At 71.8% G+C, this 16,139-nt stretch carries 15 protein-coding genes; 1 reads left to right on the top strand and 14 read right to left on the bottom strand.

The genetic code is table 11. The annotated features are described in order from the left end of the window. Nucleotides 1-452: 452 nt before the first annotated feature. Nucleotides 453-1,700, bottom strand: a complete 1,248-nt coding sequence (locus tag KBY19_RS20400; RefSeq protein ID WP_210966356.1) for an MFS transporter — start codon at nucleotides 1,698-1,700, stop codon at nucleotides 453-455. Nucleotides 1,701-2,274: 574 nt separating this feature from the next. Here KBY19_RS20400 and KBY19_RS20405 point away from each other — a divergent pair. Then, nucleotides 2,275-2,850 carry a hypothetical protein gene (locus KBY19_RS20405; RefSeq protein WP_210966357.1) on the top strand — a complete coding sequence of 192 codons (576 nt, stop codon included), beginning with the start codon at nucleotides 2,275-2,277 and terminating at the stop codon, nucleotides 2,848-2,850. A 112-nt stretch (nucleotides 2,851-2,962) separates the two neighbouring features. Here KBY19_RS20405 and KBY19_RS20410 read toward each other — a convergent pair whose 3' ends face one another. The 13 genes from KBY19_RS20410 to KBY19_RS20460 all read right to left on the bottom strand — a co-directional run bounded on the left by KBY19_RS20410 (nucleotide 2,963) and on the right by KBY19_RS20460 (nucleotide 15,633). Beyond that, nucleotides 2,963-3,112, bottom strand: coding sequence for a hypothetical protein (locus tag KBY19_RS20410; RefSeq protein ID WP_210966358.1), 150 nt, complete (start codon nucleotides 3,110-3,112; stop codon nucleotides 2,963-2,965). 641 nt (nucleotides 3,113-3,753) lie between these two features. Continuing rightward, nucleotides 3,754-3,882 (bottom strand): hypothetical protein, encoded by a 129-nt coding sequence (locus tag KBY19_RS37265; RefSeq protein ID WP_282107099.1) that lies wholly within the window; start codon nucleotides 3,880-3,882, stop codon nucleotides 3,754-3,756. Between the two features lie 496 nt (nucleotides 3,883-4,378). Further along, a complete protein-coding gene (locus KBY19_RS20415) occupies nucleotides 4,379-4,639 on the bottom strand; it encodes a hypothetical protein (RefSeq protein ID WP_099887077.1) in 261 nt (86 codons plus the stop codon). Nucleotides 4,640-5,415: 776 nt separating this feature from the next. Next, nucleotides 5,416-5,547: a hypothetical protein gene (locus tag KBY19_RS37270; protein ID WP_282107100.1), complete on the bottom strand. Its 132-nt coding sequence runs from the start codon at nucleotides 5,545-5,547 to the stop codon at nucleotides 5,416-5,418. 998 nt (nucleotides 5,548-6,545) lie between these two features. Next, a complete protein-coding gene (locus KBY19_RS20420) occupies nucleotides 6,546-6,977 on the bottom strand; it encodes a hypothetical protein (RefSeq protein WP_210957109.1) in 432 nt (143 codons plus the stop codon). A gap of 734 nt (nucleotides 6,978-7,711) precedes the next feature. Then, nucleotides 7,712-8,983 carry a glycosyltransferase family 2 protein gene (locus tag KBY19_RS37555; protein ID WP_210966359.1) on the bottom strand — a complete coding sequence of 424 codons (1,272 nt, stop codon included), beginning with the start codon at nucleotides 8,981-8,983 and terminating at the stop codon, nucleotides 7,712-7,714. Nucleotides 8,984-9,147: 164 nt separating this feature from the next. Beyond that, a complete protein-coding gene (locus KBY19_RS20430) occupies nucleotides 9,148-9,543 on the bottom strand; it encodes a hypothetical protein (RefSeq protein ID WP_210966360.1) in 396 nt (131 codons plus the stop codon). A 270-nt stretch (nucleotides 9,544-9,813) separates the two neighbouring features. Beyond that, the gene (locus KBY19_RS37275; RefSeq protein WP_210966361.1) at nucleotides 9,814-10,689 is read right to left on the bottom strand and encodes an N-acetyltransferase; all 876 of its coding nucleotides are present in this window, start codon (nucleotides 10,687-10,689) and stop codon (nucleotides 9,814-9,816) included. Nucleotides 10,690-10,817: 128 nt separating this feature from the next. After that, a complete protein-coding gene (locus tag KBY19_RS20440) occupies nucleotides 10,818-12,146 on the bottom strand; it encodes an asparagine synthase-related protein (RefSeq protein ID WP_210966362.1) in 1,329 nt (442 codons plus the stop codon). Next, complete coding sequence (locus KBY19_RS20445; RefSeq protein ID WP_210966363.1) at nucleotides 12,143-12,283, bottom strand: hypothetical protein; 141 nt, start codon at nucleotides 12,281-12,283, stop codon at nucleotides 12,143-12,145. The genes KBY19_RS20440 and KBY19_RS20445 overlap by 4 nt, the downstream gene beginning before the upstream one ends. A gap of 1,227 nt (nucleotides 12,284-13,510) precedes the next feature. Continuing rightward, nucleotides 13,511-14,326, bottom strand: coding sequence for a hypothetical protein (locus tag KBY19_RS20450; RefSeq protein ID WP_210966364.1), 816 nt, complete (start codon nucleotides 14,324-14,326; stop codon nucleotides 13,511-13,513). A gap of 108 nt (nucleotides 14,327-14,434) precedes the next feature. Then, nucleotides 14,435-15,253: a relaxase/mobilization nuclease domain-containing protein gene (locus KBY19_RS20455; protein WP_210966365.1), complete on the bottom strand. Its 819-nt coding sequence runs from the start codon at nucleotides 15,251-15,253 to the stop codon at nucleotides 14,435-14,437. Then, a complete protein-coding gene (locus KBY19_RS20460) occupies nucleotides 15,250-15,633 on the bottom strand; it encodes a hypothetical protein (RefSeq protein WP_099887084.1) in 384 nt (127 codons plus the stop codon). Before KBY19_RS20460 ends, KBY19_RS20455 begins: the two co-directional genes overlap by 4 nt. Nucleotides 15,634-16,139: the final 506 nt, after the last annotated feature.

The following is a 16,139-nucleotide window of genomic DNA, read 5'->3' on the forward strand; positions in this document are numbered from 1 at the left end:
GAAACGCCATTGGTGCCGTTGGCTCAGCCCCTGAAAGGGCTGAGCCAACGGCACCAATGGCGTTTTCCTTGTCTGTGACGGTCACACAGATGGTCAGCGGGCCGGCCTCTGTGGCGAGTGCTGGGTGCATGAAGCAGGTGTGGGCTGAGCGTTGGGTGCTGGGTGCTGGGTGCTGGGCGTGCTTCAGCGGGACATGGGCGAGACGACGCTGGAAGCGGGCGCCGCTTCGGCGGCCGACACGGCCGCCGGGGCAGCACAACCAACCCAGCGCCCGAACGACGCTGCCGCGGACACGGGCGCACCGCACGCGCCCCGCCCGGCGCCACGCGGAACGACCCCGAAGGCGGGGTCACCGCGCGCACCGCACACAGAACAAGAGCCTCGGCATGCCGCCGAGGCCCGAACACCAATCAGTCAGCCGATGCTCACCGCAGGCGGCACCGGCCGGACACTCACCGGGTGAGCTCCTCCATCACGGGTGCCTCCGCGACCTCCTTCGGACGGTCCTCCCGGATCTTCGGGGTGAGCCCCCGCATGTCCTTCCGGAACACCGTGCCCTGAGTCACCAGGAAGTACAGCACCGCACCCGCGATCAGCGGCACCATCAGCCCGAAGCGATCCACGACGAACCCGGCAGCGAGACCACCCAGGGCAGCCCCCAGTTTGGAGATCGAACCGCCCAGGGACGACGTCCGGCTCCGGAGCTCCGCCGGAGGCCAGCGGTAGGTGATCTTCCCTACCACCGCATACGGGAACGCCCCGGCGAACCCGGCCGCGATCCAGGCCGCCATGACGACCCACGTCGGTGCGCCCAGCGCCAGCACGAGCAACTGAGGCACGATCAGCAGATACCCGGCCGCCAGAATCACCACGGGCCGAACCCGCTCGATCACCGGGACGGCTACGAGGCTCCCGACGAAGCCCGCAAGCGCCGCCATGCTGACGAGCGCTCCGATCGTCCCCGGACCGACGTCCGTCTCCCGGGCCCAGAGCGGCAGGAACACACCGTTCATCGGCGCCACGAGGAAGCCCATGAGGGCCAGCATCACGTACAGCCGGACGAGCAGCCCGTCCTTGCGGAAGTACCTGATGCCTTCACCGAGACTCCGCCAGTAGCCGAGCTTCTCCGCCCTCGGGTCCAGCTGCACGTGCTCCGGCTCCATGCCGTGCGGCAGTGCCAGACCGATGATCAGAGCGCTCGCGGTGAACAGCGCGGCCACCACGATCAGACCGGCAACCGGCTCCGGCGCCAGAAACGCACCGAGCGAAGGACCGAAGACCTGCCCAGCGGTCATCATCGCCGAACTCAGACTGATACCACGGCCCTCGGGGAAACCGACGTAGCGCGCCGCCGACGGAGCCAGAAAGCTCTTCGCCAGAGTGCCCGCACCGCCCGCGGCACCCATCAGCGCCAGCAGCGCGAGCAGCAGCGGAAACGGCAGCCTGTCCATGGTGACAAGCACAGCGATCACAGTGACGCAGATCGTCTCGACCACGGACGTGACCACCGACATCCGCCGCAGCCCCACCCGGTCCAGCACCGGACCGGCCAGGAACCGCGCCACAACGGCGGGCGCCAGCTCCGCGAAGACAACCATTCCGGCGTGACTCGTACTGCCCGTCGTCACGAAGACGAACCAGGGCATCGTCAGGGTCAGCACCCACGTGCCCATGACCCCGGTGAACGTCGAGGCGAGCACCCACGTCAGCGGGCTGAAATGCCTTGTGAGCGACCACCTCAGGGCCAAGCCGTTCCAAGTAGACACGGCCACGACACCTCCCAGCTTCATAGGAGGCTCGGGACCACAGACACGGGTCCCGATGCCCCGCCGGGAACGTCCCGGCAGGGGTGCCCGGACGGGTGCCGGAGGTGCCGGGGCGCCGCGGAGCAAGCCCCGGTGCCTTCGGCATCCGTCAAGCTCCTGTGCCGGGGCGTTTTCGGCGGGGCATCGGGGCCTTGCACCCCCCGGCAGTCGCTGGGCCAAGTGCGGCGCTGTAGCTTGAGGGAATTTAGGGAATTGAGGGAAAACGGTCGGCCCGGGCACGCTGAAAGGCCGTCGGCACCTCGGCCGTCGTCTCCCCGCCCCCTCGTCCCCTCGCTCCCTCGTCCCCCCGCCCCCTCGCCCCCTCGCCCCCTCGTCCCCTCGGCCGCCGGCTCAGCCCGTCCGGAAGTCGAGCCCGGCACCGGCCACAGCTGTTCTCCTTGTCCGCGGCTCACACGGAAGATCAGAAGTCCCTTGTGACGGGAGCCATGAGCGTGAAGCATGTGCAGGCATGACGTCACGACACAACGAACGCCTCCAGGCACGACGCCAGGCACTGCGGGAACAGCACAAGCGGGAACTGGAGGAGGCCAAGCGGCGCCAGGCCGCCCAGCTCGCCTCGATCACCACCTTCGACCAGCGCATAGCCAAGCTCGAAGACGCCAAGCGCGACGTGGCCGGAGCAGTCGCCGAAGCAGTCGCCGCCTTCGGCGGCCGACGCGACGCCGCCGCCGCCCTCGGCCTGACCACAGCCGAGGTGCGGGACTACCTCAACACCTGGAACGAGCAGGTGGAACGGGACACGGAGCAGGGCGCGGGGCAGGAAGAGAAGGGCGGCGTCGGCACGAGCACGGCTGAGGGCGCGGGCGGGAGCGCAGTCACCGGCGCGTCCGGTGCAGTTGATGCGGCCGATGCGGCCGGTGTCACGGGCGCCGGGGCGGCCGCATACGCAGCTACGGACGCGGGCGCCCCGGCGGCCGGAAACCCGACGGTCGCGCGGCCGGAGAGCCCGGTGGGCACGGGTCCGGAAACCGCGGCCGGCCCCCCCTCCGCCGCCGTACCGGAGCAGACCCCGAACCCGCTCTGAATACAGCCGGAAACCCTGCCGGCTACCAGAACACGACGAAGGCCCCGGCGCCGCCGTGACGGCGGCGCCGGGGCCGGCTTGCTCACCGGAACCGGTGAGCCTCAGCGAGGGATCAGGACTCGTCCTTGTCCTTGCCCTTGCCCTTGCCGAAGAGGGGCCGCTTCCCCTCGATCGCCTGCTTCCCCAGCCGGTTGGTGCGCCGCTCGATGACCTCCGCCCTTCGAATGGCCTTCTCGGCGGGGGTGGCCTTCTTCTTCGCCATGACGCTCTCCTTCTCGACAGTGCCGGGCGGTGCCTCCGTCGTGAGGGAGGGGGTCCGTGGTGGGCCCTGCCCGGCGCAGCCGATCAGCCCCGGGGGCGGGGTGGGGGCAAACGCGCTTTCCGTTTGCGGCCACCCCGCCCCCGGGGCAGGCTGCAAGCGGCGGGCAGGGATCTCCACGGATCTCCTCCCTGACCCCGGAGGCACCGACGCGCCGGGGAGAAGGAGGAGGGCGAACGAGGTGCCAGCTGTGGGCCAGGGCAGACGGAGCCGGCCGCGGAGCCCGGGAAGAACCGGCGCACTGCGCAGCGGCGGAACGGGAAGCGGCACAGCCGGCACCGGGCTTCCGACGAGCGGCGCAGACCTCGGACACGTGGCCCGAGGCGGCCGGGCGGAAACGAACCGCCGTCACCCGACGCGGACCGGGACGGTGAGCCGACAGCCCGCGAAACGCAGGAGCGCGAACCCGGGCGGTGCATCGCCGGGGCGTGAACGTACAGCAGACGGTCGGAGCAGCCCGGTCGCGGCGCGTGCCGCCTGCCGCTGACGGATTGTCCGCGGACAGCCAACTTCCATCACGCCGAAGGCCCCGGTACCGCCGCACTCGGCGGTACCGGGGCCGGTAACTCGGCTCAGCCGAGGGATCAGCTGTCGCCCCCCGAGCCGGACTCCTCCTCGGGGCCCGGCTCCTCAGGCCGCGGCGCGGGCTGAGGACCCGCGGGCCGGGGCTCGTGACCGCCGGCGTCCGTCCAGATGCCGCCCTGGTTCGCCATGGTGTGTGCTCCTTCTCGACGGTGCCGGGCGGTGGCCTCCGTCGAGGGAGGCGGGCCGTGGTCGGCCCTGCCCGGCGCAGCCGGTCAGTGGCAGAGGGCGCGGGTGGGGGCAAGCCCACGCACTTCGGGCTTGCCCCCACCCCGCCCCTGCCGCAGGCTGCACGCGGCGGACAGGGCCGGACACGACCCGCCGGCAACGAACCAGCCACACGTCACCGGCCAAGCAGGAAACGCCGGTGAACGAAACCGCGGCCGGACGCGCCGCCCGGCTGCAGACGAGACGAGCAGCTCCCGAGACGGCCTGAGGACGACGTACCGGAAGCAAGCCGCACACAGGCGACGAGCCCGCGCCGGTCTGTACCGAGACCTGGAGCCGGCGCACACGCGGGCAAGGCCCCGTGCCCGCCGTAGAGCTGGCGGGCACCGGAGAGTCTCGGCCGTCTCGGCCGCTCAGCTATACATCGTCGCGCAGCTGAGCGGCCGACCCGGACGGGACTCAGTCGCAGTCGTTGTCGCCGAAGATGAAGATGCCGAAGAAGCCGCCGCGGCCACCGTCGGACTTCGACGGCTTGACCGGCTTCGACGGCTTGCTGAGGTACGTTCCTCCGGACTCCGCCGGGGAGAACGCCGCCGCGGCCACCACCGTCGTGGCACCGCGACTGTCGTCACTGCAGCTGCCGCTGTCGGCCTGGCACTGCACGAGCACGAAGAGAAGGGCGAGTACGACCAGGATCGCCACAGCCACTTTCTTACCCATGGGTTCCTCCTCTGGCAGGGAACTCGCCGCTCTCTGCGGCGGGTGTGGTTCCCTGTCCGACGCGTGCCGACCGCGCTGCGCTGGGGCGGGAGGCAACCGGGGGAGGAACGAGCCCGGTTGCCTCCCGTCTCGGCGTGGCGCAGGCTCAAAGCGGCGGACAGGGGACCACCACCACCCGCACGTGGTGGCCCGGCCGTGTCAAAGGGACAGTCGCGGCATGAAGCCATGGCGTCTCAGCCGGAGCGCTTCCCGGCTGCTCACCGACGGCGCCAGAGCCTGTCACCCCGCCGGGCCGTGACCGCCCGGGGGACGGTCACGGCCCGGTGTGTTAGCAGTCTCCGCAGGGCAGGAACCCGATCCAGTTCCCGTCATCGTCGACGATCACGATCCTGCCCCAGCCGTTGCACGTACCGCACGTATCCGCCATGCGCGCTCCTTCCTCTGCGGGTCCGCCGGAGGCGGTGGCCTCCGGCGGGATGTAGTAGGCCGTGGTCGGCATGCCCGACGACGCGGCCGGTCAGCGGCAACCGCGGGTGACGGCTGCGGCACGGACCGGAGCCCGCGCCGCGACCGCTCAGACGAGATCGGTGACGGCGTTCCAGATCCGGGCGAAGAATTCGCCGAGCCTGGAACGGTCACGCACGTAAGACCGCCGTCGGGACGAGGCGCGCCGGGAACCTGTCAGTGACATGGAAACCCCCTCCCTGGAAGACCGCGGGTTGCCCGCCCCGCGGGGCGGGCAACCCTGGCTGGCGGCCGCCGGGCTGACGACCGGGTCAGGACATCGGGCGCTGGCAGTAGTAGCAGCGCCCACCGAGGCCCACGCACGGGCCGTTGTCGTCACGCCCCAGGCACGCGTTGCGAAGGGTCGCCAGAGCACGCACCGTCTTCTTCGCGAAATCCTTCATGATCTCTTCCTCTCCGCCGAGGAGGGGGGACCGTTCCTTGGTGGTCCGTGGTGGCCCCTGCCCGACGCAGCCGATCAGCCCCAGGGGTGGGGTGGGGGCAAACGCGCTTTTCGTTTGCGGCCGCCCCACCCCTGGGGCAGGCTGCAAGCGGCGGGCAGGGGCTGTCACGGACCACCCGAGAGCGGACCTCTCGACGCGGGGAGAGGAAAGCGCGCAGCCCGTCCGGCAGGAGCGGCAGCCAACGGGACGGCAGCGCTACGGGACTACGGGACTACGGGGACAGCGCGTCGACGTGGAGAAGACGCAGCCCGGCGACGGCGACAGACCGGCCCCCGTCGGCCCCAAGCCGCCCAGTTCGCCTCGGGCGCAACCCGCCCCCCATCACGCTCGGCCAGGGGGGGAGTGGACGGGGGTTCTTGCCCCCTCACACCGAAGGCCCCGGTGCCGCCGCGACCGGCGGCACCGGGGCCAACTACTCAGCCGGGACCGGGCTCAGCTGCCGCCCGAGCCGGACCCGCCACCACCCGGCCGAGACGGGGTCAGGATGGGGAGGTCGTCGGACCGGCCGCCGGTGTCCTTGCTGCCCTGCTCCTTCTTCATGGCTGCTCCTTCGGTTGTGCCGGGCAGTGGCCTCCGTGGAGGGAGGTGGGCCGTGGTCGGCCCTGCCCGGCGCAGCCGGTCAGCGGCGGGGGTGCGGGTGGGGGCAAGCCCACGCACTTCGGGCTTGCGGCCACCCCGCCCCCGGCGCAGGCTGCGGGCGGCGGGCAGGGCCGACCACGGCCCGTCGCGGACAGCCACTGCCGATACACCGAGCGACGAAGGGACGGGCGAGGAAACGCCGTCCGCCGTGCCGGTGCGGTGCAACCGTGGCCAGGCAGCGGAAGCTTCGGGGCGCTGCCGCCTCGGCGCCCCCCGAGGGGGCCGATCACACACGGAAAGGCCCCGGCCCCCACCGGAGTGGGGGCCGGGGCCTGCCTGCAGCGTGCCGGGCTCTCGCCCTACGCCGCATCCCCGCCGTACTCGTCCTTGTACAGGACGCCGAACTTCACCGTCCTGACGTCGCCCAGTTCGAGCGGCTGCCGGAAGAGACGGCGCAGCCAGACGAACCGCGACTTCTTCAGGTAGCCGGGGCCGAACTCGACGGAGACGCAGCGGAACTCCACGGCCCTCAGGGACTTGCCCAGCTCACCCGACTCGCTCTCCCCGCCCGGCGGGTAGATGGCCTGGGCCGCTTTCAGCTGCCCGGCCGGGACCTCGACGATCCACGAGTCCGAGGCCCGCTCCCAGGGCCGCCGCCCCTCCCGGGGGACCTCCACCTCCAGGAGGACGGTTCCCTTGCCCTCGCCCGGGTTCCCCACGGACGCGACCCTCACCACCACACCGTCGAACCCCATGCGCCAGTACGAACGGTCCAACGCTACGTGCGACATGACAGCTCCTCTGCTGAAGACAGCCGGGGAGCGGCCCTCGCGGGCTGCCCTGGGCGTCTGTGCCCTTCCCGGTGATCGGCCGACAGCGCCGCGCCGGGGCGGGGGGTCAACCGGGCGCGCCTTTTGCCCGGTTGACCCCCTGTTCCGGTGTGGTGCAGGCTCAGGCACCGGGAAGGGCACAGACGCCCAGGGCAACCACAGGTCACAGCTCTGCCTCCAGCAGAGCGCCGCCACGCACGCGGGCCGCCCCCGGCCGCTCGGAGGCCGAGGCCCGGTGGCCTGCATGTCGTGAACGCCCGGGAACCAGCCGGGTCCGCCACCGGACACGTCGGCCAACGCCACCAGGGGGCATAACTCGGCCCATCCGCACGGCCCGCAGCCATGCGTCACGCGTCACCGGCGGCTGTGCCTCCACCCGTGTGGTCCACCGTCACGAGCCACCCGCGCACCGGAAATACGCCTCGGCTCAGCCGCCTCGCGCCCGCCGCACAACGTGCCGCCCCTCCCCCGGCCCACCAGAAACGCCCCGAGACGGGCCCTGGCACCACACATGGGAAGACCCTGGCACCGCCGCGTCAGTGGCAGTGCCAGGGCCTTCAGCCGGCCCGGCTCAGTCGGGTCGGCTCTCCTCCTCCAGGGAGGAGCCGAAACCCGTCGTGCCGGGCCGGGGAGGCGCGGGGCTGCCGGGTGCTTCCGGCCCCGGAAGGGGCCGGAAGCACCCGGGTCACCGCCCGTCACCGGGCGGCGGCCCACCCGCCGTCGGCCGGGGCGTCGAAGTGAACCTCCTGGCGGTCCATGTTCGCCAGGAAGGCGTCCACCCGTGCCATGTCCTGGGACACCAGGTCCCCGGCGCGCCGGTAGCCGCGACGGAAGACCCCGGTCTCCGCGACCGGCACCACGAACGCGCCCCTGGACAGCGCCTTCGCCACGAACGTCTCGTCCTCCGGGCCGTACGCCACGTAATCGGGCGGGAACCCCATGTCCGCCAGCGGCCGTGACGCCACGATGTCGCCACGCCCGACCAGCCTGTACACCTCACGCGGACCCACCGTGCCCCCGGCACCCAGCTGACGGAACACATCGGCAGAACCCTGCTTGCCGTACGGCAGACGCCCCGGCCTCGGAGCAGTGGGCTCCAGGTACTCCATCCGGCCGGAGACCGTGACCAGACACGGCGACAGCAGATGCCGAACCGCGTGCTCCCGCAGGTAGTTGGGCGCCATCTGCAAGTCGTCGTCGATGAAGACCGTCACCGGGTGACTCGACAGCTGCTGGCCCAGGTTCCTGGCCCCACCGCGGTAGACCCGCTCGGCGGCCCGCACCAGCCGCACCTGCGGCGGCAGCCCGGCGGGCAGCCGCAGCGGCGTCTCGCTCAAGTCGTCCACGACGACGCACTCCCACAGCGTCCGCCGCGGAAGCCGCTCGGCGGCCTCGACGACACTTCCGACCGTTCCGGCCAGCACGCTCTGCGCGCCACGCGCAGAGACGACGACGCTGATACCGGGAAGCACCGGAAGATCACGACCCGCCTCCGGCAGCTCCAGAGCCGCCATGGCCGCCTCCAGCAGCCAGTAGTCGTTGCTGCGCGCCTGGAGCCGCTCCCGGACGCTCACCAGCCCTGCGGCCTCCCGCGTCACGGGCCGGCCCAGCCACCCCAGCACCTCGTCCAGCGCCGTGTCCGACGCCCACGCCAGCTCCGTGACGACATACTGCGGATTGTCCCGCAGCACCAGAAGCACCCGAGGCCTGACCGTCTCCCGGGCACGCGTCGCCCGGGCCGTCACGTTCTCGACCGCCCCCGAACCCATCGGCACCCAACGGCCGTGACCCGCCAGCCAACTGCACCGGCCCGGGCCCGCCAGCCGCATCAGCTGACCGCTCCCCAGGACGACCTCCACCACCACATCCAGCGGGGCGAAACCATGCCGCGCCCACCCGTCCCACGCGACCGACGACCGCACGGCGAACGGACGCACCCCGCTCGGAAACACCAGATTCGTACTCACTGCGAACTCCTGACTGTCGAGGACGGCCGGAAGCAGCCGCCCGGAAGGGAGGCCCGCGCTGCGGCGGGCCGGACACAACGAAGAGGGCGGCCCCTCTCTGCGAGAGGGACCGCCCTTGCGGAGCGGGAGGGAGCGGCGGGCTGCCGCCCCCTCCCGGGGGACGGCTACTTCACCAGCCCCTGCAGGAACTGCGGCATGGCCACCGGCTTCTCGGCCTTCCGGCGGACGACGACCTCGCTGAGCACCAGCTGGTCGCTGCCGTAGCTCCCGTCGCGCCTCTTGGACCCGTGCTTGTACTCGAGGCTGAGGGCGCTCACGAAGTCACCCTTCTCCAGCGACGTGATGACGTCGATCCACCCGCGGTTGGTGGTGACGAAGGAGACGTAGTCGTCCTCCCGCCGGGTGTCCTCGTTGCGGTTCGTCACGCGGACCGTGAGCGTCGCCCAGTCACCCTTCTGGTTCACGAAGGTCCTCGCCACGTGCCCGGTCGCCGTGGCGAAGTAGGGGAGCTTCTCGGCCAGGACCTGCAGCGCCTGCTCGACGGTGATCTTCTTTTCCACGGTTCCTCCTGTGTGGTGACCGGGAGGACGGCCGCTGCTGCGGCCCGGGGCTCTGTGGTCCCCTTCCCGGTGATCGGCCGACAGCGCCGCGCCGGGGCGGGGGGTCAACCGGGCGCGCCTTTTGCCCGGTTGACCCCCCGTTCCGGTGTGGTGCAGGCTCAGGCACCGGGAAGGGGGGCGCAGAGCCCCGCACCACAGCAGTGGCCACCCTCACCACCGGAGACCGGAAGAACGCCCCGGCGCGCAAGCCCACCCTGGCCCCGACCCACCTCAGCAGGCCGGTGCCGCAGGGCCCCGCGTGTAGAACCACAGACGGTCCACCTCCGCGAACCCCACCGACTCGTACAGGGCGTTGGCCGCGGCTCGGTCGTTCCCCGCACGGGGACCGTCGTCCACGTACAGGATCACCTCCCGGGCACCCAGCTCGACCAGCAGCCGCAGAGCCGAACCGACCAGCGCACGCCCCAGCCCCCGGCCCCGCGCCCGCTCCTCGACGGAGATCCACCACAGCACCCCGGTCCCCGCCACCGGCACGCCGACGACCACCTCACCGACCTTCCGCCCCCAACGGTCACGGACCCGCACCTCGAAGTTGCCGTCCTCGCACTTCCGCGCCTTCCGCCCGGTACCGCGAGGCAGCAGCGCCCGCGACTCAAGCGGCATCCGCATGTAGCGCCACAGGTCCTCCCCCGTGAACCCCGCCTTCAGCAGCGCCCGGTGCGTGGCCTGGCGGTGCCGTACCGGCAGCGCCTCCACCCCCCGGGTCAGAGCCGTCGCGAAGTCGAAGGCATGCACGGACACCGTGCCCAGCTCAGCGCATGCGTGGGTCACCAGCGCCAACGCCACGGACTCGTCCTCCCGGCAGTGCAGCCACAGGAGGAACCCCACCGGCTCCGCCGAGTGCACCGCAAACGACACCACCCCGACCACCTGACCCGAGGCGTCCACCGCCACGTCCGTACGCGGCGGCGCCAGCGCCGCCCACCACCCCGAGTCGACCTCGGACCGTCCCGCCAGCGCCTCCGCCAGCATCCCGGCCGAAACCCGGGGCTGCCCGGGGAGCCCGTCCTCGTTCACGATCTCCAGGACCGCAGCCTCGTCCGTACTCTCGTACGGACGCATCGTCACCACTGAACTCGCACTCATCTCAGAGCACCCCTTCCCTCTTCGGCCTGCTGACCGACTGATTGGTCACGCTCCTTGCCGTGGAAAGGCCGGGGCGGGATCAGCATCCCGCCCCGGCCTGTACGCCATCGGGACCGACCGTCTAGCGATCAGCCGAGCGTGGCGCCGTGCTGCTCCGCACCCCTGAGCCAGCGCTCGATGCCGGCCAGGTAGAGCAACGTCCCCGTGTCCCGCTCCCCGGCGAGCCGATCCGGATCGATCAGCCCCACCTCGGTGAGCAGCAGCGGCTGGTCCCTGTCCAGCACCGCAGCCTGGCGGGCCAGCGCACCGCTGTAGTACTGCTTGCGCGGCGACAGCTTCGCCGTCGCACCCGGCGGCAGCAGATCCAGCACCAGCGCCTTGCCCCGCCAGTACTTCGACGGGAGATCCGGCCGGTACCGGTCGGCCAGCGGCACCGCCAGCGCCGCCTCCAAGAACGAGCGGTGCAAGAACGGCGACTCCTCGGCGACCCGCCCCACCGGCGGCGGCACGGTGTACGGAAACAGCGCGTCGAACGCGTCAGCCTCCGCCCAGGACCAGCCCCTCGCGGCGTGCGCGGCCACCTCGTCGGCCACCCACCGGCGCGACCACTCCGTCGCGTACGTCCGGTACGGCTCCGCCAGGACGGCCGGCGTCACCGGGTCGCACCACTCGGGCCAGTTCTCCGCCCAGTAACCCACCGCACGAAGCCGGCGGGACACGAGACGAGAACCGACAGCGGCGGCCTCTCCGAAGCGGCCCGGGCCGGTGCTCCCCACGTCCTTGAGGTACTGGCGGGCTCCCCGCAGACCGTGCCGTCGGGCGATCGCCGTCGTGGCGTAGCGGGGAGTACCGAGCAGTTCATCAGACCCGTCACCGGACAGGATGATGTCGAGCCCCAAACTCTCCGCCCGCGCCGCGGCAGCCGCGTGGACCTCCGGCAGTCCGTCCAGCCGTGGCCCCACCGGCGACCAGTCCGGCTGGAGCCGGTCACGCCGCGGGTCGAGAACGACCAGTTCGACATCCAGGTCGAAGGCGCTGAGCAGCCGCTTGACCTCTGCTACCGAACCTCCGCCGGCGTCGTCGGACATGTCGATGGTGAAGGCCACCACGCGCCTGCCCTCGGCGACCGCGCACGCGTGCAGCAGCACGGCCAGCGAGTCGAGCCCGCCCGAGACCATCACACCGATGCCCCGCGCGTGGGCGGTCATCTCCCGGACAGCGTCCGCGAACGCCGCATACAGGCCGAGCGGTGACGGCTTCGGAGTGACGGGCTGAGGGCTCAGGCGCTCGACGCCTTCCCAGAAGCTGACGGGCACGAACTCACCCGACAGCACGGGCGGGGCCAGCAACAGCCCCACCGAACGCAGATCGACCCCCGGAACGGGGCCGGCGACCATCAGCGGGTTCGCCGCGATGTCACCAGCCCCGTTCCGAAAGCGTGCCGAGTAGTCGATCACTTGGTGACCGAGATACCCGTCAGCTGGCGGACACGGCGCATGAAGCCCTTACCGCCGCGAAGCGCCTCACCGAAGGTGAAGCCCTTCGAGCCGAGACCGTGACCGCCACCGTCACCCGGGTGCGACTTCTTCGACATCACTCATCAGCTCCTCGTGAACTGCGTGGGCGTCCCGCGCTGTGGCGGTGGCGCCTGCCGGGTCCTTCCCGGCACGAGCCGCCCGGCGGGCCCCCTGGGGGGCCGCAAGTGCTTTCCTTGCGGCCCCCCAGGGGGTCTGCCAGGCTCAAGTGCCGGGAAGGGCTCGGCCGGTGCAACCGCTGCGGACCGCTCACGCGGTTCGCGAGGAGCCGTCCACGTGAAGGGGCGACCCGGTGCGTCGTCCCGGGTCTCACGGCGCCCGAGCAGCAGATAGGGCACGGGCACCGCGTGCTGCCGCCGTGCAGCTCGCTCCGTACACGGGCTCCTTCTGCACGGGGCGCCCTGGCGGACGGGCACTCGCCCCGGGGCGCTCGGGCACACGGACACGTGCCACGGGATGCTGGTGTGACGCCCCATGGGTGCGTGACACGCATCGGGACGTGGCACGCACGCACTCGTGCGCACGATGCCCCTGGGCCGAGGGCGCCCCAGAGCGCGTCTCTATGGCCTCGCTGCAGTCGCTCGGGCCACCGTGGACAGATCGCCGGCTGAACCCGGTCGGTGGACTCCGCTGCCGCCATGGCGCCCCCGCCCGGCTACACCTCGCCGGGGTCACCGAAGCGGGGGTGAACCGAACCAGATCACCGAACCCGGCTCGTACAGGCACCCGCCGGCCCACCACCCCGCCCCACGCTCGGCAGCCGCCGGAACAGCCAGCCACCTCCGGCACGCCCTCCCCACGGTCACCACCGCGAACCCTGACCGCCTGACAGCGCGGCAGTCAGCCACCTTCACCAGAACGACGACAAGCAACAGGACGCGACCAAACGAAGCAGAACGAAGCCAGGCAGGACGAGAACGCCCGGCCATGACAGCGATCCCAGCGGGACTCCACCGCGCACCCGCCTCGCTGGAGCCCTGGCCCCAACGGCCACACACACCACGGGTCAGCACAAGACACTCGCCCACGCTCACCGACGAACTCGGCACCCGCCCACCACGCCCCAACCACCGTCCACACCGCTCAGCCCCCCGAGCTCGCCCCCACCGGGCACTGTGTGCCCATCAGCCCTCCACCACGACATAACCGAAGCCCTATTGCATAGCTCGCTCCCCTTCCTTCCCTCCTCCCTCCTCTGCCTCTGACGAAGTAATGGCCGCGGCAACAGCAGAGGGGCGAGGGAAGCACCTGGCTCCCTCGCCCCTCTGCTGTTGCCGCGGGCTGCGTTACTGCGCTGACAAGCCTTCCACCGCGCTACGGGCGTAGCGGCCGAAACGTCCCGGGGTCAGCCCGTTGCGTTCGGCGGTGACCTCGAACTTTCCGACGGGCCAGCCCAGCAGCTGTGCGGCCTCCTCGCTGCTCAGGCTCGCCTCGATCCAGGCGTGCCGGTCGGATATGGCGGCGGTGACGTCGGCCGGGTCGAGCGCGTCCAGGTCCTCGAGGGCGTACAGCGGCCAGCCGCGGAAGTCGCCGACCGGACGCAGGAGGCTCCGCTCGGCCAGCAGCTGAACGTCGGCCCGCTCCACCTCCAGCCCTGTGCGCTGTGCCAGGTGCTCCGCGGCCTTCTCGGAGCCGAGGCCAGGGTGGTCGCCGACGGCGGCAAGGATCTCCTCGACCCGGTCGGGGAGGGTTTCGACCAGCTCCTTCGACCAGCGCTTCTGCTCGGTGTCGGGCTCCGGCACCAGACCGCGCTCCCGGGCACGCTGCAGCTGCCAGGTCTTCAGGCCCAGGTGGCGGCTGAGCTGCACCGGGCCGAACGTCTCGCGCCGCTGTGCTCCGCGCGCACGGGGAGCGGCCGACCGGCTGCCGGCGTCGGCAGCGGAAGCGGCGGGAGCGGCGGGCTCCTGCCTCGGTTCGAGGGCGGCCACGATGTCCTCGACGCGGTCCGGGAGGGTCTTTGCGAGGGCGTAGGACCAGCGCTTGTCGTCGATGTCGGGAGGGGGGATGAGCCCCCGGTTCTGGGCGCGGCGCAGCTGTGACTCCTCAAGGCCCAGCCAGCGGGCGAGCTGCACAGGGCCGAAGTCGGCACGGTTCTGACTCACGGTGCTTCCCTCCGCTTGGCACGGTACGCGCGGTGTGACGGCAGGCCGGTGGAGCCGGGCCCGGTCCAGTTTCTCGCGCGGCACTGACAGCGGGGCGGGGCGCCCTTGTCAGTACCGGGCGCCCGGCGGCTGGTCGGGGGCGAACATCGGGACCAGGTCGACGTGCAGCTGGGGCCAGCGCAGGTCCTTGGCGACCTTGGATGCGGAGACCCAGATCTGGCCGCCGTCGTGGTCCCGCCAGGTGGGGAGGCTGAAGGAGTAGCCCCGTATGCCTCCGGAGGCGGAGGGGTGGGCGCGCCACTCGACCCCGGCCTCGGTGAGGGCACGTTCGAAGGCGTTCCTGCCGTGGCCGCGGGCCGCGTCGCGTGCGGCGCGTATGCGGGCGCGGAGTTCCTCCCTCTCGGGGCGGGCCGCTCCCCTGTTCTCGCTCGCGGCTCGTTCGGGGCGGGTCACCTGGGGGGCGACGCGGTTGCTGCGTTCTTCGGCGTTGACGAGTTTCCAGATGCGTTCGATGTCGCGGACGACGGGCCAGGAGCGGTGGTAGTCGAAGGCGTCGCGCACCAGCCAGCCGGTCCAGTCGACGCGGCTGATGGTGAGGTGGATGTGGTCGTCGCCGTGCCGGATGGCGACCCAGGGGCAGTTGCCGTATCCCATCCGGGTGACGTAGCGCTCGGCGATCCGGGCCCAGGTCGCGTCCGGGAGGAGGGGGTCGTCGGGGGCGGTGCGCAGGGCGCAGCGCCAGATGGGGCGGGTGATGTCGGCCCGGCGGGCGGTGTGGGCGTCGATGAGGTGTGCCAACTGCTCCACGGTGCCGGGGACGTTGCCGGCTATCAGCCGGGGGTTGACGTGTTCCTCGTCCCGGCCGGGGCCGAAGTCGTAGCGCAGGGCGCGGTCGGCGCGGCGGCCCTTTGTGATCTTGGCGATCACCGTGGCTGCCCGGCGGCGCTCTCGGGTGCCGCGGGAAGGCCGCGCACCTGGAGTGCCGCGTTGCCGAGCTGGGCGAGCGTGGCGTCGGTGTCGGCGGGCAGGGCGCCCTGCTCCTTGGCCAGGTGCAGTAGCTCCCGCAGAGTCTCCGCCGCCTGGACGAGCTGCGCGTAGGCGGTCTCGTTGATCGCAGGCACCCGGGGGACGTCACCGGGGACGCCGGGACGCCCGTTGAGGGATTCCTCGACGACTGCCCGGACCCAGGCGCCGAGTTCCTTGCGTTCGGTCTTCTGGCGGGCTCCTTGCCAGCGCGCCAGTTCCTCGGCGTTCAGCCGCACGCTGACGCAGTGCGTGCGCTTGCTGTCCGGTCTCCCCCGCACCATGCCGTGCCCCTCTTGGATCAACTACCGCAGTATCGCTGGTGTGACGCGGGACCAACCGTAGTGCGGTGCACGGGGCCCTACTTGCGCGGGTGGTGGCCGGCGGGTGGGGATCTGGTGGTGGCTTCTGCGGAAGTCGTGGAGGGGCGATGGCCGGGCGCTCGGGATGTCGGCGGTGGAGGAGTACGGCGTGGGCCGGGGGGCTACCTCGGTGTGAGGCACGCGGCTCGGCGGGGCGCGGGTGTTGGTCGTTCCGCCTGGCCCACCCGGCTCTGTGCTCGACGCATGTGGTCAGATGAGCGGTCAGAACCGGCAACGCAGCCCTGACTTCCCCGGTGACTCCCGGGCCCCGACCGCGGCAGGCCTGCGAGAAGCAATCGCGGCGCGCAGGACAGTGGCGTGTCGGGGTCCTTCCGGTATCGGCGGTGTGAGGGCCGGTGTCGGGGGTGTGAGGGCTGCTCCTCCACGCTGGTGGCCTCTTCCCGGCCCGGGGGTGCTCCACAACGCCG

The sequence above is a fragment of the Streptomyces sp. B15 genome (assembly GCF_018070605.1).
GTDB classification, from domain to species: domain Bacteria; phylum Actinomycetota; class Actinomycetes; order Streptomycetales; family Streptomycetaceae; genus Streptomyces; species Streptomyces smyrnaeus.